We start from the raw sequence: 20,629 nt of genomic DNA, 5'->3' as shown, positions 1-20,629 counted from the left end.
TGACGTGACGGTTCAACCATGACCATCGATAAATACCTTCTGCTGGCTGGCGCCCTGTTCGTCGGTTCGGCTTACGCCGATGAGACGATAGCACGCCCGGAAGGGTTGATTTACTGCTCGGAAGGGGTTCCACAGACCTTCAACCCGCAGCTGACTCACGCCGCCACCACACTGGACGCCATTTCGCTGCCTTTGTATGACAGGCTGCTGGAGGTCAATCCGGTCACGCTGGCCATTGAGCCCGGACTTGCCACGGCGTGGACGCTCAGCGATGACGGCCTGACCTACACCTTCACCCTGCGTGACAAGGTGCTGTTTCATACCAGCCCCTGGTTCAACCCGACCCGTCCTTTCAACGCCGATGACGTGGTGTTTACCTTCAACCGCTTGCTAGAGCCCAGCCACCCCTATCATCAGGTCTCGGGCGGTAACTACCCCTATTTTCGCAGCCTCGGGCTCGATAACCTGATCAAACGGGTCAGCCGGGTGGACGAGCGTCACGTGGTGTTTGAGCTCAACCACCCCAACGCCTCGTTTCTGGCCGATCTGGCCAGCAGTTATGCAGTGATGCTGTCGGCCGAGTATGGCGCGCAGCTGCTCAGCGCCGGCACCCCAGCACTCATTGACAGTCGCCCGATCGGCACCGGTCCGTTTAAGTTCAAGGAGTACCGGGATCATCAGTTTATCCGCTATCTGCGCCATGATGCGTACTGGCGCGGCGCACCGCGTACCGCGCAGCTGGTGTTTGATATCACGCCACGCTCGGCCAAGCGCCTGACCAAGCTGCTCACTGGCGAGTGTGACGTGATGAGCTATCCGGCCGCGAGCCAGGTCAAAGTCATCCAGGAGCACCCGGAGCTGGCGCTGTCAGTGCAAAGCGGAATGAACGTCTCGTTTATTGCCATCAATACCCGCAAGGCGCCGTTTAATGATGTGCGGGTGCGCCGCGCCATCGCCGCCGCCGTCAATCGCAGCAACCTGCTGCAGGCGGTCTATTTTGGCAACGGCGATGTGGCGCGCAGCCTGCTGCCGTCGCTCTCCTGGGGCTTTGACCCCTCCTTACCGCAGCCGGTGACCGATCTTAAACTTGCTCGTCAGCTGCTCAAAGAGTCCAAGCACGAGAAGGGGTTTGACATGACCCTGCTGATCCCTTCCGGCTCGCGCCCATTCAACCCTGATCCGATGAAAAGCGCGCAACTGATCAGAAGCGATCTCGCCGCCATCGGCATTAAGGTCAAGATCCGCATGCAGGAGAGCCCGGTGCTGGATAGAAGTGTCAGCCAAGCCGGTTACGACGCCATTCTCGGTGGCTGGCTCGCCAATAACAGCGACCCGGATAACTTCTTTCGCCAACTGCTCGGTTGCCACGCCATCAGTGGCGGCAGCAACCTCAGCCGCTGGTGCGATCCGGGCTTTGAACAGTTGCTCGATGATGCGGTCAGCACCCAGCAAATGGGCTTTCGTATTCGTAACTACTACTACGCCCAGCAGATCCTGGCGAGCGAAATGCCGCTCATCCCGCTGGTGCATGCCCTGCAGATCCAGGCCAACCGCCGCGATATCCAGGGGCTGCAGATCTCGCCGCTCGGCGGCACCCTGTTTAACGGCGCTTACCGGGAGTAATCATGCTGCTCTATACCTTGCGTCGCATCATCCTGCTGCTGATCACCATTCTGGTGCTGACCTTTGTTGCCTACCTGCTTGGCTATCGCCTGCTCAGCCACGAGTTCCCCTTCTGGAGCGGCTATAGCCACTATCTGGAGCGGATCTGGCAAGGGGATCTTGGCATATCGCAAGCCTCCGGGCAGCCGGTGATTGACCAGATCACGCTTTACTTCCCGGCAACCCTGCAGCTGTGCATAGCGGCGTTCGTGGTCTCGCTGCTGGTCGGTATTCCCCTTGGCACCCTGGCGGGTCTGCATCAGGGCAAGACGCTGGATGTACTGGTGATGGGGGCAGGTCTTGTCAGCTACTCGGTGCCGATCTTCTGGCTGGCGCTACTGATGGTGTCGTTCTTTTCACTGGATTTGGGTTGGCTGCCCTCGTCGGGTCAGCTGGATTTGCTCTATGACGTGCCGGCTACCACCGGGATCACCCTGATCGACATTCTGCTCACGCCCGCTGCCTGGCAAAAAGCCGCGCTGATGGACGCCCTGCGCCACATGGTGCTGCCTTGCCTGCTGCTGGCCATCGTGCCGACCATCGAGGTGATCCGCCATGTGCGCAGCTCGCTGATCGTGGTAATGAAGCAAAACTATGTCAAAGCGGCCGCCAGCCGGGGGCTATCCAAGGCTCATATTGTTTGGCGTCATGGCCTGAAGAATGCTTTGCCCCCGATTATTCCACTGCTGGGCTTGCAACTGGGTAGCGTACTCACCACTGCCATGATGACCGAGGTCATCTTTGACTGGCCCGGCATTGGCCGCTGGCTGGTTAGCAGCATCGCCCTGCAGGATTTTGCAGCGATCCAAGGGGCAACCCTGGTGGTGGCCTGTTTCGTTATTGTGGTCAATGTGGCGACCGAGCTACTGACCACCCTGCTCTATCCGGTGCGCCGCAAGGAGCTGTATGCAAGATAATCTCTATCCCGAGCTCAAGATCCTCTCGCCCCTTGAGCAGACCTGGGCCTCATTTCGCAAAGACCCGCTGGCGATGGCTGCGTTTTGGTGTCTGCTGGTGCTGTGTCTGATTACCCTGATAGGTCCCTGGATCGCGCCTTATGGTATCGATCAGCAGCACAGCGCGGCGCTGTTGATGCCACCGTCCTGGTCGGCGCAAGGCAGTATCGATTTCTTCCTCGGCACCGACGATCTGGGCCGTGATATCCTGTCGCGGCTGGTGAGCGGTGCCCGCCTGACCTTTGGCTGCGCGCTGCTCGCCGTGTTGGTGGCCCTGCTGTTTGGCACCGCTGTCGGCGTGGTCGGCGGTATGAGCCGCGGCGTTAAATCCAGCGTCTTGCACCACCTGCTCGATACCGTGCTGTCGATTCCCTCTCTGTTGCTGGCCATCATCATGGTGGCGATCCTCGGCCCGGGACTGGCCAATACCCTGATTGCCATCACGCTGGCGTTGATCCCGCAGTTTATCCGCGCCGTCTACAACGCGGTGCACACCGAGATGCAAAAGGAGTACATCATCGCCAGCCAGCTCGACGGCTCTCCGCCGCTGCGCATTATGTGGCTGGCGATTGTACCCAATATCACCGATACCCTGGTCAGTCAGACCACTCGCGCTTTGTCAGCAGCCATTCTCGATATTGCAGCGGTCGGCTTTCTGGGCTTGGGCGCCCAGTCGCCGCAACCCGAGTGGGGCACCATGTTGGCCGAGTCGAGCGATCTGGTCTATCTCGCTCCCTGGACCGTCACCCTGCCCGGGGTCGCTATTTTCTTTAGCGTCCTGGTGACTAACCTGGTGGGTGAAGGCATTCGTGAAGCGCTCAAGATGGGAGATGACTGATGCCACTTCTGGATATTCGTAATCTCACCATCGAGATCAACACCCCGCACGGCAAGGTCAAGGTGGTCGACCGAGCCAGCCTGACCCTGGCCGAAGGGGAGATCCGCGGCTTGGTTGGTGAATCTGGCTCGGGTAAGAGCCTGATAGCCAAGGTGATCATGGGGCTGACCAAGAGCAACTGGACGGTGCGCGCCGATCGGATGCGTTTTAACGACCTCGATCTGCTGACCATGGAGCCACGCCAGCGCCGCCAACTGGTTGGCCGCGAGATGGCAATGATCTTCCAGGACCCGGTCAGCAGTCTCGACCCCTCTGAGGAGGTCGGCGCCCAGCTTGAAGAGGCGATCCCGACCCACACCTTCGAAGGCAAGTTCTGGCAGCGTTTCCTGTGGCGACGCAAACGGGCTATCGCCTTGCTGCACCGGGTGGGTATTAAAGATCACAAGAAAGTGATGAGTGCCTACCCGCATGAGCTGTCGGACGGTATCTGCCAGAAGGTGATGATTGCGATGGCCATTGCCAAACAGCCGCGTCTGCTGGTCGCTGACGAGCCCACCAGCAGCATGGAGACCACCGCCCAGTCCCAGATCCTGCGTCTGCTCGACAAGATGAACAAGCTCAACAACACCACCATCTTGCTGATCAGTAACGATATTGCCGCCATCGCCAACCTGACCGATACCATCAACGTGATGTATTGCGGCCAGATGGTCGAGGTCGGCACTCGCGATCAAGTCACCGAAACCCCGCACCACCCTTATACCGATGCGCTGCTCAAATCGAGCCCGGACTTTGACGAGCTGGTTCGCCACAAATCGCGGCTGCACACCCTGCCCGGCGTGATTCCGCCGCTGCAACACCTGCCGATCGGTTGCCGGCTCGGCCCGCGTTGTCCTTATGCCCAGAAGCTCTGCGTACAGACGCCCGGCATGAGCAAAATCAAGGGGCACCAGTTCAGCTGCCATTTCCCGTTGAACATCGAGGAGAGCAAGAAGTGAGCGACGCAACCCCGCTGCTGCAGGTGCGACAACTCAGCAAGGTCTTCCACAACCGGATTGGCCTGTTACGCCGCCACCGGGTTGAGGCGATCAAATCCCTCTCCTTCCAACTGGAGGTGGGTCAGACCCTGGCCATTGTCGGTGAGGCTGGCTCGGGCAAAAGCACGCTGGCCAAGATCCTGGCGGGCGCGGTGGCCCCCACCAGCGGCGAGATCCACATCAACGGCGAGCTGATGCGTCACGGCGACTATCAAACCCGCTGCAAACTGCTGCGGATGATTTTTCAAGATCCCAACTCCTCACTCAACCCCAAGCTGCGGGTGGGGCGGATTCTGGAAACGCCGCTGCGCCTTAACACCGAGCTCACGCCACAAGAGCGTGAAAGGCGGGTGCAAGAGACATTGCGCAGGGTAGGCATGCTGCCCGAGCACGCCTTGTTCTACCCCTCCATGCTCTCGGCGGGCCAAAGACAGCGGGTGGCACTGGCGCGGGCCATTATCCTCAATCCGCTGATTGTGGTGGCGGACGAAACCCTGGCCAGCCTGGATATTTCGGTGCGCTCGCAGATGATCAACCTGCTGCTCGAGATGCAAGAGAGCATGGGGCTGAGCTACATCATGGTCGCCAATGATTTAGGCGTTGTGAGCCACATCAGTGACGAAGTGCTGGTGATGCACGAAGGACAGGTGGTCGAGCGCGGTAAGACCCTGCGGGTGTTTGCCGATCCGCAGCACGATGTCACCAAGCGCCTGATCCAGAACTACGACAACGAATACCGCCGTTAACCCCTACGCCCCTATCAGGCATCACGCTCAGAGGGGATCGCTAAACGGGTAGCCCTGCTCAATCAGGCTCACCAACTCATGCAGAGGTGGCGTAGCAGTGAGCTTGACGATGGCGGGATAAAACACCTGCTGACTGGGCAAGATATCAAAGCAGCGGCTGTGATTAAGCTGCTCGGCGCGAATTTCCGAGGCGGGCAGTAGCGCCGCTGCCTCTAATCCCCCCTCCAGCCAGTTGAGGATTAGCTCCGGCTGGGAGATATACATCAGCACGTCCGGTTGCACCCCGGATTTACGCAGCTGATTCATCAGATATTCCATGGTCCCCGCCCCGCTGGCGCGCTTGAGCATGATGAGCGGCAACTCCCCCAACTCAGAAAATGACAGCGCCGTGCGCATATCCCGATCCGGTAGTAAGGCGCGGTGTACCACAGCCTTGAGATGCACCGGTGGCAAGGTGATACAGGTGTAACTTTCGAGCTTGGCGGGGCGCTGAATAAGGGCAAAATCGAGCAGATTATGGCCCAGTAATGTCTCCAGGTGACTGGAGTCCGATACCTGGATTTGCCACTCGGCATGGGGAATACGCTGGCGCAGTGCCAACAGCAGCGGCGAGAAGTAGCGCTGAAACAGATGGGTGAGCCCAAGGCGGATCACCCGCTTGCCACGCAGCGAGAACTGCTGGGTATCGAGCGCGACCTGCTCGACCTGGCGCAAAATCCCGCCCGCCTTTTCATAGAGGTAGTAGCCGGCGGAAGTAGGCTCAAGCCGGCGTCCCTGGCGCAGAAACAGTTTGACCCCCAGCTCCTCTTCTAACTCTTGCAGCCGCTTGCTCAGGGGCGGCTGCGCCATGTTGAGTACCTCGGCGGCACGGGTGATATTGCCCTGCTCCATGACGGTACAAAAATAACGCAATCGCTTGAGATCCATACCTATTCCACCATGAAAAGACAATTAATCGGGCGTTATATTTGTCTTTAAATCAACGTGATAGCCATCACATCATATCTTTTTGGTATACAAGCCCCAACTTAAACGGTGTTTTTTCTCTCATACTCCTTTCCCTATAGTTGCCAGCGAATTGTTCTTATCTATCCATAGAGAGGTAGCAAGTATGGCAACACCAGAAGTCCATGATCTGCGCTCAGCCCTTGAGCTGTTGCAGAGCATCCCCGGTGAAATGGTCAGCACCGATGTGGAAGTCAATCCTCACGCCGAGCTGTCGGGCGTCTACCGCATTGTCGGTGCCGGTGGCACCTGCATGCGTCCGACCCGCAAGAATGGCCCGGCGATGATGTTCAATAACGTCAAAGGCTATCCCGATTTTCGGGTTGCCATCGGCCTGGTAGGCTCGCGCAAACGGGTTGGTCATCTGCTGGGCTGTGAGCCAGAGCGCCTCGGCTTTTTGCTCAAAGACGCGGTACAAAACCCGATTGCCCCGATAGAAGTGGGTGCCGAGAAAGCGCAGTGCCAGGAAGTGGTCCATCTGGCCAGCGATCCTGATTTTGATCTGCGCACCCTGCTGCCGGCACCGACCAACACCGAAGAGGACTCCGGCCCCTACTTCACCATGGGGATGTGCTACGCCTCGGATCCGGAAACCGGCGAGTCGGACATCACCATTCACCGCCTGTGCGTGCAAAGCCGTGACGAGCTCTCCATGTGGCTCACCCCCGGCCGCCATATCGATGCGTTTCGTATGAAGGCAGAAGCTGCTGGCAAGCCGCTGCCGATTTCGATCAGCATCGGGGTTGATCCGGCCATCGAGATTGCCGCCTGCTTTGAGCCGCCGACAACACCGCAAGGCTATGACGAGCTGCAAGTAGCCGGTGCAATTCGCGGTCGCCCGGTCGAACTGACCCGCTGCCTGACCATTTCAGAGCGCGCCATCGCCCACGCCGAAGTGGTCATCGAAGGCGAACTGCTGCCAAACGTGCGGGTGCGTGAAGATCAGAACACCAACACCGGCAAAGCCATGCCGGAGTTCCCCGGCTATACCGGCGAGTCCAAAAACGCCCTGCCGGTTATCAAGGTCAAGGCCGTCACTCATCGCATCAACCCGATCCTGCAAACCACCGTCGGCCCGAGCGAAGAGCACGTCAACATGGCCGGTATCCCGACCGAGGCGAGCATCCTCGACATGGTGGGTCGCGCCATGCCCGGCAAGCTCTTGAACGTCTTCGCCCACACATCCGGCGGTGGCAAGTTCCTCGCCGTGATGCAGTTTAAAAAATCCGCACCGGTCGATGAGGGTCGTCAGCGTCAGGCCGCCCTGCTGGCGTTCTCGGCATTCCCCGAGCTCAAGCACGTCATATTGGTCGACGAGGACGTGGATATCTTCGATACCGACGATGTGTTGTGGGCGATGCAGACCCGCTACCAGGGTGATGTCAGCACCGTGTTTATCCCGGGCGTGCGTTGCCATCCGCTCGATCCGTCTCAAACGCCGGAGTTCAGCCACACCATTCGTCAGGTCGGCTCGTCGTGCAAAACCATCTTTGACTGCACCGTGCCGTTTAACCTGAAGTCGCACTTCCAGCGCTCCAAGTTTATGGACGTGGACGTCAAGCGCTTCCTGCCTGACTTCGAGTAATCACGAGGAGCTGCCATGCAACCGAGGCGCATCGTTATCGGCATCAGTGGTGCCACCGGCTTTCAGTACGGCATGAAAGCCCTGGAGCTGCTCAAACCCATGGACGTGGAAGTTCACCTGGTGATCTCCAAAGGGGCAGAGATGACCCGTCATCTGGAAACCGACTACAGCCGTAAGGCCGTACTCGAGATGGCGGACGTGGTTCACCCCTTGGAGAACCTGGGCGCCTCCATCGCCAGCGGGTCATTTCGCACCATGGGCATGCTGGTTGCGCCCTGCTCCATGCGGTCGCTGGCCTCCATTGCCCATGCCATGACCGACAACCTGCTGACCCGCGCTGCCGACGTGGCGCTCAAGGATCGGCGCAAGCTGGTGCTGATGGTGCGGGAGACCCCGCTCAATCTGGCCCATCTGGATAACATGCGCCGGGTCACCGAAATGGGCGGGATCATCTTCCCGCCCGTTCCGGCCCTCTACCAGCGGCCACACACTGTGGATGAGATAGTCACCCACAGCGTGGGCCGGGCGCTGGATCTGTTCGGTCTGGAAATCAATCACCTGCCGCGCTGGGGAGAAGAGGGCGGCATCACCGCCCCCCAGCCGACAGTCTCATAACAAACGTAGGAAGTTGTCATGCTGATTGGACCTTATGTCAACGGAACCGCCGTGGTCGTCGGCGGTCTGGTGGGGGCCTTTATGGGCACCCGCCTGCCAGAGCGGCTGCGTACAGCCCTGCCCCTGACCTTCGGCCTCGCCTCCATGGGGCTGGGTATCGTGCTGATTATCAAGGTGACCCACATGCCGGCCGTGGTACTGGCCATGGTGCTTGGGGCCATGTTGGGTGAGCTGGTTTATCTCGAGCGCGGAATTGGCCGGGTGGCCGGTGTCGCTCGCTCCCTGGTTGACAAAATCTTCCCGCCGACCGAGGGGCTGAGCCATGAAGAGTTCATGGAGCGCTTTGTCGCCATCTTGGTGCTGTTTTGTGCCAGTGGTACCGGTATCTTCGGCTCGATGCACGAAGGGATGACCGGCGATCCCTCCATCCTCTATATCAAGGCGATCCTCGATCTGTTTACCTCGGCGATTTTTGCCACCTCTCTGGGCTATGCCGTGGCGACCATCGCGGCGCCGCAACTGGCTATCCAGCTTGGTCTGGCGGCGCTGGCCGCCCTGATCCTGCCGCTGGTCAACGAGAGCATGATGGCCGATTTCTCGGCCGCCGGCGGGCTTATCATGTTCGCCACCGGCCTTCGCATCTGCGGCATCAAGGTGTTCCCGGTTGCCAACATGCTGCCCGCTCTGCTGCTGGTGATGCCCTTCTCGCACCTGTGGGCTACTTTCATCCACTAAGGGGCGTTATGCTGTCGGCCCGGCCCTGCGCCGGGCCTCTTTAATTGTGTGGAGCCGTGATGAACCCGATCGTTTCCCCCATCCGCGACTTTTTACTGGCCCATCATGTGGTAGGACTGGCAGTCATCACCGCCGAGGGCCCTTGGGCTGCCAGCTGCTTTTACGCCGCTGACCTGGCGCAGGCACGCCTTATTCTGCTGACCAGCAGCGATACGCGCCACGGCGACGCGATGCACCGCCATCCTCTGATTGCCGGCACCATTAGTGGTCAGCCCGAGCAGTGGCGCGAGATTGCCGGTATTCAGCTGACCGCTCGCGCCGAGTGCCTTGACGGCGATGACGCAAAAGCTGCCCGCGAGATCTTCTGCGAGCGCCATCCTATCGCCAGAGTCGGTCGCCACACGTTTTGGGCGTTGTGGCTCGAGAGCATCAAACACACCAGCAATCATCTCATCTTCGGCCAAAAGACCCTGTGGCAGCGCACGCAGGCCGAGTGACCATTCGATTGCGCCAGTTGACAGAACACCGTAGCGTAACCTCTTCTTATCTTGTCTCCCTTTGCCGGAGCGCTGTTTTATGTCACTTGTTCCCCAGATAACCGCCCACGTTTCCCGCTGGATCACGCCGCCTCGCCTCTCAGGCAGCAGTGATGGCATCGCGATGCCGGCTCGCCTTGGCGCCATTATCACCATTGCCCTTGGCATCACCATGGCGGTGCTGGATGGGGTGATAGTGAACGTGGCGCTCCCCAGTATTGCCCGCGAGCTGGGGACTACGGCCGGCACTTCCATCTGGATCGTGAATGCGTATCAGCTGGTGATCACCATGACCTTGCTGGCGCTCTCATCGCTTGGGGATCTGGTGGGATATCGGCGCGTCTATCTGGCCGGGCTGGTGCTGTTTGTGGTGATGTCGGTCAACTGTGCACTGGCCGATTCACTGATGAGTCTCACCTTGGCCCGAGTGCTGCAAGGATTGGGCGCTGCCGCCCTGATGAGCGTGAACACGGCGCTTATTCGCCAGATCTATCCCAAATCCCGATTGGGTCGCGGCATGGGGATCAACTCGCTCGTGGTGGCCGCCGCCACGGCCGCCGGGCCTACCGTCGCCGCAGCCATTCTATCGCTGGCCCCTTGGCCCTGGCTGTTTGCCATCAACGTCCCCATCGGTCTGGTGGCCCTGCTGCTGGGGCTGCGTTACTTGCCGCTGAGTGAAAAGAGCCACGCTGGACGCTTTGATGTACTCAGTGCGGTGCAAAATGCCCTGACCTTTGGCCTGTTCTTTCTCACCTTCTCGGCGATTGCCCACCAGCATGCCTGGTCATGGGTGGCGGCGGGAGTGCTGCTCACCTTAGTAGTCGGCACCCTGTTTGTGCGCCGACAACTGCGCCAGCCCATGCCACTGTTGCCGGTGGATCTGCTGCGCATCCCGCTGTTTAGCCTCTCCATGCTGACATCCATCACCTCGTTTTGTGCCCAGATGCTGGCCATGGTGTCGCTCCCCTTCTATTTCCAGAACACGTTAGGACTGAGCACCGTAGCTACCGGCTTGCTACTTACCCCTTGGCCGATAGCCACCATGATCGTGGCCCCCATGGCCGGACGCTTGATTGAGCGGGTACACCCGGGGCTGCTCGGGGCAATGGGACTGGCACTGTTCTCAGGCGGACTACTGGCACTGGCACTGCTGCCCGCTGCGCCCGCGCATTGGGATGTGATGTGGCGCATGGCGCTGTGCGGCGCCGGATTTGGTCTGTTTCAATCGCCCAATAATCACACCATCGTCAGCGCCGCCCCACGCCATCGCAGTGGTGGCGCCAGCGGCATGCTCGGCACGGCGCGACTGGTCGGCCAAACCAGCGGCGCGGCGCTGGTGGCACTGGTGTTTAACGCCTCCCCCGGCCATGGTACTCATGTTTGCCTGATTGCTGCTGCAGTGATGGCTGCCCTGGCTGCCGTGATCAGCGCAACCCGGATCAGGCAGCAGCGTCTGGACTGATGTCTAATCGCTTAATAGGAACGGCTACTTTTCCAGTGCCTTGACGATGGGCAGATAGCTTGGCTATCTTTTTTACCATCATTTTGTTAGTCATAAATTAAACACTAAAAATCCAATAAGTTATTGACGAAAAAAAACCCGGCATGGGCCGGGTTCGAGTGAAAAAACACAAATTGAGTCGCTCGTAGTAGGAACACGTACACCATACGGGAGTCACTGCAACGTCAACAACTGTCAGTTTTGACAGGGCAGCCGCTGTGAAAGCGAAACTGCTCATCCGGTGAACAAATCAATGCTGCCTCAAGCTCACCAAAGAACCGGATCCGCTCACTGATATCCGCGCCAGCAAACTGCTCTGCCAATGCCAGATAATCCTGATAATGACGCGCTTCAGAGCGTAGCAGCGAGACATAGAAACGGCCCAGCGCCTCATCCAAATGGGGGGCTAGCTTGGCAAATCGCTCGCAAGAGCGCGCTTCGATATAGGCCCCGATGATCAGCTTATCGACGATGGTTGCCGGCTCATGGGTGCGCACCGCCCCCATCATGCCACGGGCATAACGGGAGGCACTGACCGCCTCGTAGGCAATGCCTCGCTCGTTCATGATCTCGAGCACTTGTTCAAAGTGATGCAGCTCTTCTTGGATCAGGCGCACCATGGGAAACAGCAAGGGATTGCGCTCAAGCTCGGCAAACACACTGCGATCCCCCTCGGCCATGGTCCGCTTGCCCAGCACCTCGGCTTTTTCCGGCAGGGCTTCGAGCTCACGGTAAAAATCGAGTTTGGGCAGCAGATGGCGTTTGCCCTTGGGCAGACAGTAGCGGCGCACCAAGCTGTGAGCCGTCATGGCCGCCTTGGTTTCGCAATTGGCATGATCAATCAGCAAGATCGGCAGATTTTCCGGCAAGCAGGCAACCGCAATCCATTCATCCGGCGTTTCACACTGCAAGAAGGCCTTTACCGGGGCCAGCAGCGCATCCATGGTCATTGTCAGCCTCGGGCGTCGCATCAAAGTCGGGGCGCTATCGTACCCAATCCCGTGCGCCTCTCCAAGAGGGCAGAAACAACAACGGGGGCTTCAGCCCCCGTTGTCTATGTCACTGACTATCAACGTTTAACTGCCTTCGTTAAACATCTCCAGGTTGACGCTACTCTCACTCCACTCACGCACGGCCTTGTTATCGTCACTGCGCACGGCGTTGAGGTGATCAAGATAGGCCTGATCCACATCAGAGGTCACATAGTGGCCGTTAAACACCGAGGTCTCAAAATGGCGCAGATCAGGGTTCAGCTCACGCACTGCGTCTTGCAAATCGTCCAGATCCTGGAAAATCAGACCATCGGCGCCGATCAGCTTGCAGATCTCTTCGACTTCGCGACCATGAGCGATAAGCTCATTGGCGCTCGGCATGTCGATGCCGTAAACGTTGGGGAAGCGGATTTCCGGTGCGGCAGAGGCAAAGTACACCTTGGCAGCGCCCGCATCACGGGCCATCTGGATGATCTGCTCGGAGGTGGTCCCGCGCACAATGGAGTCATCGACCAGCAACACGCGCTTGCCCTTAAACTCGGAGCTGATGGCGTTAAGCTTGCGGCGAACCGACTTCTTGCGCTGGGTTTGGCCCGGCATGATAAAGGTTCGACCGATATAACGGTTTTTCACAAAACCCTGACGATAAGGCAGGCCCAGACGCTGAGCGATCTCAAGGGCAATGTCACACGAGGTTTCGGGGATCGGGATCACCACGTCGATGTCGAGCTCATCCCACTCACGGGCAATCTTTTCGCCAAGCTTGCGGCCCATGTTGAGGCGGGCGCCATAGACCGAGACTTTGTCGATAAAGGAGTCCGGGCGAGCAAAGTAGACGTATTCGAAAATGCAGGGGCTGTGCTGCGGGGCATCACTGCACTGCTGGGAGAAAAGCTGGCCCTGCTCGGTGATATAGATGGCTTCACCCGGAGCGATATCGCGCAAGGTTTCAAACCCGATGGCATCGAGCGCCACGCTTTCGGAGGCAACCATGTACTCCAGGTGGCCGCTCTCGTCGACACGGCGACCCAGGATCAGCGGACGAATCCCGTTCGGATCACGAAACGCCAGCAGGCCGTGACCGATAATGACAGTCACCACCGCATAGGCACCGCGCACCTGCTGATGGGTACGGCTCACGGCGGTGAACACATCGTCAGGAGCCAGCTGCATCTTATCGAGCAGATCCAGCTCATGGGCCAATACGTTGAGCAGCACTTCCGAGTCGGAGGTGGTGTTGATGTGGCGACGAGCTCGCTTGAACTGCTCTTCCTTGAGTTCATGGGCATTAGTCAGGTTGCCGTTGTGAGCCAGCGCCAGCCCGTAGGGAGAGTTCACATAGAAGGGTTGCGCTTCGGCAGCGCTAGAGCTGCCCGCTGTGGGATAGCGCACATGGCCAATCCCGATGTTCCCCTTCAGACGCTGCATGTGGCGCACTTCAAAAACGTCCTTCACCAACCCGTTAGCCTTACGCTGGCGGAAGTGACCATCATCCACGGTCACGATACCGGCCGCATCCTGGCCTCTGTGCTGCAGCACCGTAAGTGCGTCATACAGAGCCTGGTTGACGGGAGTGGTGCCTACTATGCCGACAATGCCACACATGTCCTTGCTACCTCGAAGTTCAGGTTACCTGTTTGAGAAAACTCGATGAGTTTTGCATGAAATCAAAGAACCAATGGATCACCATGCCGAACTCCGGCACCAGCTTGGAGGCTTTCCACCAGTCGCTTTGAGAGAGACTGGTAAAGGTGTCCATGAAAAATAGCAGGGCACTGACGATCAGCACCCCGCGAATCGCGCCAAAACAGACACCGAGCACCCGATCAGTGCCAGAGAGACCGGTCTTTTGTACCAGCAGGCCGATCACGTAGTTGATCACCCCGCCGAGGATCAGCGTCGCAACAAACAGCGCTGCAATAGCGAGTCCGTTACGTACCAAAGGATCGGTGAAGGAGGTGAAATAGATGGCGAGATCAGGGTAAAAACGGCTGGCAATAAAGAAGGCAACAAACCAGGTGACCAGCGACATGGCCTCTCGCACGAAGCCACGCACCAAACTGATGAGGGCTGAGAAACCGATGATGCCGAGGATGGTGTAATCAATCCAGACCATAGAAATCAGGTGTCCTGCGAAATTGCGGCGCAGTCTAACAAAAACGATTGCGCAATGCTTGAGAAAGTTGTGTTAAATCGTCGAATCGAACGCGTTTGAAGCTCAAAAAACCGCAAAGCAAACGATTGTGCGGCGATAAAATAAACAAAGCCATGGCGTTTGCCATGGCTTTGGGGTCGATTGGAAATCGCACTCAACCGATGTGAGTCTGACCACCCATGTAGGGGCGCAGCACAGCCGGGATCTCGATGCGACCGTCAGCCTGCTGGTAGTTCTCCAGCACGGCAACCAGGGTACGACCTACTGCCAGGCCAGAGCCATTGAGGGTATGCAGCAGCTGCGGCTTGCCATCAATGCGCACACGGGCTTGCATGCGGCGTGCTTGGAAGTCGGTGCAGTTGGAGCACGAGGAGATCTCGCGGTAGGTGTTCTGGGCCGGCAGCCACACTTCCAGATCGTAGGTCTTGGCAGCGCAGAAACCCATGTCACCGGTGCACAGGGCCATCACGCGATACGGCAGATTCAGCAGCTGCAGCACCTTCTCGGCGTGACCGGTCATCTCTTCGAGCGCTTCCCAGGATTTCTCCGGATGAGCCAGCTGCACCATCTCGACCTTGTCGAACTGGTGCATACGAATCAGACCACGGGTATCACGGCCATAGGAGCCGGCTTCGGAGCGGAAGCAAGGGCTGTGAGCAGTCAGCTTGATGGGCAAGTCCTGCTCATCGAAGATCTCGTCGCGGGCGGTGTTGGTGAGCGGCACTTCGGCAGTCGGGATCAGGGAGAACTTGCGAACCTTGCCCTCATCATCCCCTTCGCCACCGATACCGGTATTGAACAGATCTTCCGAGAACTTCGGCAGCTGACCGGTGCCATACAGGCTGTCCGGGTTAACGAGGTAGGGCACGTAGCATTCGGTGTAGCCGTGCTGCTGGGTGTGGAGATCCAGCATGAACTGAGCCAGGGCACGGTGCAGACGGGCAATCTGGCCACGCATAACGACAAAGCGGGCACCGGAGAGCTTGACGCCATTGGCAAAATCAACGCCCTTGACCCCCTCGCCCACGTCAACGTGGTCGCGCACAGGGAAGTCAAACTCACGCGGGGTACCCCAGCGGCGCACTTCCACGTTGTCGTTTTCATCACGGCCCACCGGCGTGGTATCGCTCGGCAGGTTGGGGATGGTGGCAGAGAGGCCCTGGATTTGCTCGAGCAGGGCGTCGAGCTTGACCTTGCAGCCGTCCAGCTCATCGTTGATCTTGGTGACTTCTGCCTTGAGGGGGGCAACATCTTCCCCACGACGGGCGGCCTCACCGATGGACTTGGAACGTGCATTGCGCTCTGCCTGCAGCTCCTGGGTGCGGGACTGCAGATCCTTGCGTTGTTCTTCCAGTGCGGTCAATGCAGCGACGTCCAGTTTGAAACCACGAGTGGCCAAACGTGCCGCTGCTTCCTCGATATCGCCACGCAAATATTTGGGATCCAGCATTTTTTATCCTACTTGAAATGAAACCTGGACCCGGGCCGGCGATCACCGGTATGAAACCACGAGTCCACAGTAAAAGACCTTCGGTTGGCTCGCCCACTCCCGTGGCGTGTGGCCGACGGACTGCGCGAATGTGAAAGGGCAGATCACCGGCGGGCAGACAGGTCGCAATAGCACAAGCGGCTGCCACAGGAGGGCTTTGCCAGTGTATCAGCAGCAACCGCCCGCGAACAGCGCCTATTTGCCGCGTTTGCGCGAACTTTGTGCATCCAGTTCGCGCAGATAGTCGAGCTTCTGGCCGAACTTGATCTCCATGCCGCGCTCGCTGGGTTGGTAATAGCGCCGGCCGGCCAGTTCGGGGGGGAAATACTCTTCACCGGCCGCGTAAGCACCCGGTTCGTCATGGGCATATCGATATTGTGCACCATAACCGAGCTCGCTCATCAGCTTGGTCGGGGCGTTACGAAGATGGGGTGGCACCTCGAAATCGGGCAGCGATTTGGCATCATCAAGCGCCGCCTTCCAAGCGGTGTAGACCGCATTGCTTTTGGGGGCGCAGGCCAGATAGACAATCGCCTGGGCAATCGCCCGCTCCCCTTCGGCCGGACCGACCCGATGAAAACAGTCCCAGGCAGACAAGGCCACCTGCATGGCGCGCGGATCGGCGTTACCCACATCTTCCGAGGCGATGGCGAGCAGACGACGAGCAATGTAGAGCGGATCACAACCGGCGCTGACCATGCGGGCATACCAATAGAGCGCGGCATCAGGCGCCGAGCCGCGAATTGATTTGTGCACCGCCGAGATCAGGTCATAGAAGTGATCGCCGCGATTATCAAACCGGGCAATGTGCTCACCCACCACCGCCGAGAGCAGGGTGGCATCGATCACCTTGCTGCCATCGCTACCGGCTTCGGCCATGTCGGCCAGCAGCTCGAGATAGTTGAGCGCCTTGCGCCCGTCCCCATCAACCACCCGAGCCAGCGCCTCGCGCGCACCGGGAGCAAAAGTGAGCGCCGGATCAGCCAATCCACGCGGATCGGTTAACGCCTGATCGATCATGGCAAGAATGTCATCCTCTTCCAGCCGTTTCAGCAGATAGACCCGGGCACGGGAGAGCAGCGCGTTGTTGAGCTCAAAGGAGGGATTTTCGGTGGTCGCACCGATAAAGGTGATGGTGCCGTCTTCAATGTGAGGCAAGAAGACGTCTTGCTGGCTCTTGTTAAAGCGGTGCACTTCATCGACAAACAAGATGGTGCGCACGCCGCGCCAGCCATTCTCTTTGGCTTTATCGATGGCCGCACGCACCTCTTTAATCCCGGACGTCACCGCCGATACCCGCTCTACCTCGGCGCTACCATAGCGCGCCACCAGCTCGGCCAGGGTGGTCTTGCCGGTGCCGGGAGGCCCCCACAAAATCATCGAGTGGCAGTGGCCACTTTTTATGGCTTTATAAAGCGGCTTGTCCGGCCCCAGAATGTGGCGCTGGCCGATGTACTGCTCAAGCGTTTCTGGCCGCATGCGTGCGGCCAGAGGGCGAAAGTCGGAGGAGAAATCGAGGGAGAGGTTGCTCATGGCCCTGCTCAGCGCCGCTGATCGTCGAGCTCGGCGCCCTTGGGCAGGGTAAAGGTAAACTCGTTGCCCTTAAGCACCGGCTGACGGTTGAACTTACTCAGATGGAATTCACTCCACTGCCCCTGCGCCTCTTTCACGTCGAAGCGGCTGATGTTGTCATCCCGATCAAAGGTCACCTGAAACGAGGCAATCAGCTCGCTCGGTTTGCGGCTGGTGACAGTAAACACGTCGCCCTGACGGCTCACGTCATACTCTTTCCAGAAGCGATCGTCGTTACCGGAAATGAGGATAAATGGCGTATTGACCACCGCATCCTTCAGGGTCATGGCGGTCGCTTGCTCAACAAACGGGTCCCACAGCCACACATCCTTGCCATCGGAGATGATCAGGCTCTCGTCAGGGACAGTGGTGTGCCAGTTAAAACGGTTGGGGCGCGAGACAGTCAGCTCACCGGAGGCTTTTTGCAGTTGCTGCCCCTTGACGTCATAGACGGTCTGCTCGAAGTGGGCAGAGAACAGTTTGACCCCGGCCAGCTTCTGTTTGAGCTGATCGGCGGCCCCGTTGGCAAAGGCCTGGGTGCTGGCAAGCAGCATCAGGGCACCCACAGCAATGGCTTTTTTCATGGTGTTCTCTCTATCGAAGGGGCCAGCCCCTGTGGGCTGGCCTGCTCATTATCACGTCAATCACGCATCGGCGGCGGTGCCAGCACATCGCGCTGACCATTGCTGCCGGGGGCGCTGACAATGCCCTGCTCCTGCATCTGATCGATGATGCGGGCAGCCCGGTTGTAACCAATCTTGAACTTGCGCTGCACACTGGAGGTTGAGCCACGGCGTGACTCCACCACAAAGGCCACCGCCTCGTCAAACAGCGGGTCGAGCTCTTCGTCGCCGCTGCCGCCACCAAAGCCGCCAGCATCATCGCCGCCGGACTCACCGGAGAGGATCTCCTCGATGTAGTTCGGCTCGCCGCGCTGTTTCCAGTCTCCCACCACCCGATGCACTTCGTGGTCGTCCACAAAGGCGCCGTGCACCCGCACCGGATCGGAGGTGCCGGCCGGCATGTAGAGCATGTCCCCCATCCCCAGCAACGACTCCGCGCCGCCTTGATCGAGAATGGTGCGCGAATCAATCTTGCTCGATACCTGGAACGAGATACGGGTCGGGATGTTGGCCTTGATAAGACCGGTGATCACATCCACCGACGGACGCTGGGTCGCGAGGATGAGGTGAATACCGGCGGCCCGCGCCTTCTGGGCAATACGGGCAATCAGCTCTTCCACCTTCTTGCCGACGATCATCATCATGTCGGCAAACTCGTCGACCACCACCACAATGTGCGGCAGTTTCTCAAGCTCAGGCGGGGTCTGATCCATTGAATCCCCCGGGCGCCACAGCGGATCGAGCAGCGGATCGCCCTCGTCAATGGCGGCCTGGACCTTGCTGTTGTAACCCTTGAGGTTACGCACGCCCACTGCCGACATCAGCTTGTAGCGGCGCTCCATCTCGCCAACACACCAGCGCAGAGCGTTGGCCGCATCCTTCATGTCAGTCACGACTTCAGTCAGCAGGTGCGGAATGCCCTCATAGACCGACAACTCCAGCATCTTGGGGTCGATCATGATAAAGCGCAGCTCATCGGGCGTAGCCTTGTAGAGCATGGAGAGGATCATGGTGTTGACCCCCACCGACTTACCGGAGCCGGTAGTACCGGCCACCAGCAGGTGTGGCATCTTGCCAAGGTTCACCACCACCGGCGTACCGGCGATGTCTTGCCCAAGCACCATGGTCAGCGGATTGTCAGTATCACGGAATGTCTGACAGTCGAGCACTTCACGCAAATAGACGGTCTGACGCACCCGGTTAGGCAGCTCCAGACCGACAAAGGTCTTGCCCGGAATGACCTCAACCACCCGCACACTGCTGGCTGAGAGCGAGCGCGCCAAATCGCGCGACAGGTTAGTGATCTTGCTCGCCTTCATGCCGGGGGCGAGATCGAGCTCAAAACGGGTGATCACCGGGCCCGGATAGACACCGACCACCTTGGCCTGCACGTTGTAGTCAGCCAGCTTGGCTTCCACCAGACGGGCCATTCGTTCCAGCTCGTCATTGCTCATGGACTGACTCTTGACCGGCGGGCGATCAAGCAGTTCGAGTGAGGGCAAGGGCGGCAGGTTGGCCACCCGCTTGGGTGCAACCTTGGGCTTGAGATCCGAGGCGCGCAAGGCCGGTTTGGCCACCGGCGCCGGGGTATCATCAGTCCACGGCAATTCGCCGAGATCATCGTCAAAGGCATCATTATCGACATCGGCGACCTTGGCCACAGCGGCTTTACGCGGCGTCGGGGCCGGCAACGGCTCGTCGTCATCGTCAAAATCGGGGTCGAACTGGAAGGTATCGTCGTCAAGCTCCGGCAGCACATCGGCCTTGGCTTTGGCCTTGCGCGGTGCGGGTGCCACCGGACGACGCAGGCGCGGCTCGTCCTCGAAGGTCTCATCGGAGAGCTCAACATCATCAAGCAGGGGGTCCGGGCCATCGGCTCGGGGATCGCGGCGCCAGCCACCGGTCAACCAGTGACCAAGCCGCATCGGGAAGGTATAGATACCAGTCACCGTACCGGTCGCCGTGGCGCCGATACGCTCCACGATGGTGAGCCAGGACCAGCCGGTAAAGAGGGTGATGCCAGTGGCCACAAAGCAGACCAGCATCAGGTTGGCCCCTACCCGGCCAAACAGCGGGATCACAGCAGTGGCAATCACATCACCGACCATGCCGCCGGCGGAGAAATTCTGCAGATCGTTGAAGTTCATGCTGCCGATGGCAGCCATACCGAACACGGTCAGGATAAAGCCAATGATGCGCACTCCCAGCGTCAGGTAGTCCACATCAAGCAGACGCTTGGGTTTCCACAAAATGCTCCAACCCAGCAGCACCATCAGAAACGGCACCAGATACGCGAACACACCAAAGGTGAACATGGTGATATCAGCGGCCCACGCACCGGTGATACCGGCCAGATTGTGCACCTGACCCTCCCAGGCGGTTTGTGACCAACCGGGATCAGCCGGGTTGTAGCTGACCAGCGCCAGCATCAGGAAGGCGGCCACTATGGTAATGGCAATCAGAAGGGCCTCAAAAATGCGCTGCAGGCCTGAAAGAGGAGAGAAAATCTGCGGTTTGACAGCCAAACTCCGGCTCCTTGTCGTCGTCATTATGTCCGGGGCGTCTAGTATCCCGAAAGCGGC

At 59.1% G+C, this 20,629-nt stretch carries 18 protein-coding genes; 10 read left to right on the top strand and 8 right to left on the bottom strand.

Going from position 1 to position 20,629, the window contains the following annotated elements; translation table 11 throughout:
- Positions 1–18 precede the first annotated feature (18 nt).
- The 5 genes from sapA to BW958_RS04670 are packed head-to-tail and all read left to right on the top strand — an operon-like array spanning position 19 to position 5,239.
- Positions 19–1,623 (top strand): ABC transporter substrate-binding protein SapA, encoded by a 1,605-nt coding sequence (sapA, locus tag BW958_RS04690; RefSeq protein ID WP_143233010.1) that lies wholly within the window; start codon positions 19–21, stop codon positions 1,621–1,623.
- A 2-nt stretch (positions 1,624–1,625) separates the two neighbouring features.
- The gene (locus BW958_RS04685; protein WP_076574566.1) at positions 1,626–2,579 is read left to right on the top strand and encodes an ABC transporter permease; all 954 of its coding nucleotides are present in this window, start codon (positions 1,626–1,628) and stop codon (positions 2,577–2,579) included.
- On the top strand, positions 2,569–3,456 hold the full coding sequence (gene sapC, locus BW958_RS04680) for a putrescine export ABC transporter permease SapC (RefSeq protein ID WP_076574565.1): 888 nt from the start codon (positions 2,569–2,571) through the stop codon (positions 3,454–3,456). Before BW958_RS04685 ends, sapC begins: the two co-directional genes overlap by 11 nt.
- Positions 3,456–4,454 (top strand): peptide ABC transporter ATP-binding protein, encoded by a 999-nt coding sequence (locus tag BW958_RS04675; protein ID WP_076574564.1) that lies wholly within the window; start codon positions 3,456–3,458, stop codon positions 4,452–4,454. Before sapC ends, BW958_RS04675 begins: the two co-directional genes overlap by 1 nt.
- Positions 4,451–5,239, top strand: a complete 789-nt coding sequence (locus BW958_RS04670; protein WP_076574563.1) for a peptide ABC transporter ATP-binding protein — start codon at positions 4,451–4,453, stop codon at positions 5,237–5,239. Before BW958_RS04675 ends, BW958_RS04670 begins: the two co-directional genes overlap by 4 nt.
- Before the next feature lie 27 nt (positions 5,240–5,266).
- Here BW958_RS04670 and BW958_RS04665 read toward each other — a convergent pair whose 3' ends face one another.
- Positions 5,267–6,166, bottom strand: a complete 900-nt coding sequence (locus BW958_RS04665; RefSeq protein ID WP_076574562.1) for a LysR family transcriptional regulator — start codon at positions 6,164–6,166, stop codon at positions 5,267–5,269.
- Positions 6,167–6,350: 184 nt separating this feature from the next.
- Between BW958_RS04665 and BW958_RS04660 the strand changes: the two genes are divergently transcribed.
- The 5 genes from BW958_RS04660 (at position 6,351) to BW958_RS04640 (ending at position 11,177) form a co-directional block, all read left to right on the top strand.
- The gene (locus BW958_RS04660; RefSeq protein WP_076574561.1) at positions 6,351–7,829 is read left to right on the top strand and encodes a UbiD family decarboxylase; all 1,479 of its coding nucleotides are present in this window, start codon (positions 6,351–6,353) and stop codon (positions 7,827–7,829) included.
- Positions 7,830–7,844: 15 nt separating this feature from the next.
- Complete coding sequence (locus tag BW958_RS04655; RefSeq protein ID WP_076574560.1) at positions 7,845–8,444, top strand: UbiX family flavin prenyltransferase; 600 nt, start codon at positions 7,845–7,847, stop codon at positions 8,442–8,444.
- An 18-nt stretch (positions 8,445–8,462) separates the two neighbouring features.
- On the top strand, positions 8,463–9,179 hold the full coding sequence (locus BW958_RS04650) for a DUF554 domain-containing protein (protein WP_076574559.1): 717 nt from the start codon (positions 8,463–8,465) through the stop codon (positions 9,177–9,179).
- A gap of 59 nt (positions 9,180–9,238) precedes the next feature.
- The gene (locus BW958_RS04645; RefSeq protein ID WP_076574558.1) at positions 9,239–9,676 is read left to right on the top strand and encodes a PNPOx family protein; all 438 of its coding nucleotides are present in this window, start codon (positions 9,239–9,241) and stop codon (positions 9,674–9,676) included.
- Between the two features lie 79 nt (positions 9,677–9,755).
- Positions 9,756–11,177 (top strand): MFS transporter, encoded by a 1,422-nt coding sequence (locus BW958_RS04640; RefSeq protein ID WP_218641736.1) that lies wholly within the window; start codon positions 9,756–9,758, stop codon positions 11,175–11,177.
- Positions 11,178–11,401: 224 nt separating this feature from the next.
- Here BW958_RS04640 and BW958_RS04635 read toward each other — a convergent pair whose 3' ends face one another.
- From BW958_RS04635 to BW958_RS04605, 7 genes are all read right to left on the bottom strand, one after another.
- Positions 11,402–12,160, bottom strand: a complete 759-nt coding sequence (locus tag BW958_RS04635; protein ID WP_076574679.1) for a tRNA isopentenyl-2-thiomethyl-A-37 hydroxylase MiaE — start codon at positions 12,158–12,160, stop codon at positions 11,402–11,404.
- Positions 12,161–12,292: 132 nt separating this feature from the next.
- The gene (gene purF, locus BW958_RS04630) at positions 12,293–13,813 is read right to left on the bottom strand and encodes an amidophosphoribosyltransferase (RefSeq protein ID WP_076574556.1); all 1,521 of its coding nucleotides are present in this window, start codon (positions 13,811–13,813) and stop codon (positions 12,293–12,295) included.
- A 19-nt stretch (positions 13,814–13,832) separates the two neighbouring features.
- A complete protein-coding gene (gene cvpA / locus BW958_RS04625; protein WP_076574555.1) occupies positions 13,833–14,324 on the bottom strand; it encodes a colicin V production protein in 492 nt (163 codons plus the stop codon).
- 193 nt (positions 14,325–14,517) lie between these two features.
- Positions 14,518–15,813: a serine--tRNA ligase gene (gene serS / locus BW958_RS04620; protein ID WP_076574554.1), complete on the bottom strand. Its 1,296-nt coding sequence runs from the start codon at positions 15,811–15,813 to the stop codon at positions 14,518–14,520.
- A gap of 234 nt (positions 15,814–16,047) precedes the next feature.
- Positions 16,048–17,385, bottom strand: coding sequence for a replication-associated recombination protein A (locus tag BW958_RS04615; protein WP_076574553.1), 1,338 nt, complete (start codon positions 17,383–17,385; stop codon positions 16,048–16,050).
- A gap of 8 nt (positions 17,386–17,393) precedes the next feature.
- On the bottom strand, positions 17,394–18,008 hold the full coding sequence (gene lolA / locus BW958_RS04610) for an outer membrane lipoprotein periplasmic chaperone LolA (RefSeq protein WP_076574552.1): 615 nt from the start codon (positions 18,006–18,008) through the stop codon (positions 17,394–17,396).
- Positions 18,009–18,064: 56 nt separating this feature from the next.
- A complete protein-coding gene (locus BW958_RS04605; protein ID WP_076574551.1) occupies positions 18,065–20,596 on the bottom strand; it encodes a DNA translocase FtsK in 2,532 nt (843 codons plus the stop codon).
- Positions 20,597–20,629: the final 33 nt, after the last annotated feature.

The sequence above is a fragment of the Aeromonas sp. RU39B genome (assembly GCF_900156095.1).
GTDB lineage: Bacteria > Pseudomonadota > Gammaproteobacteria > Enterobacterales > Aeromonadaceae > Aeromonas.
Note: the sequence above shows the minus strand (reverse complement) of the source record. Positions and strands in the feature narration are given on the sequence as shown.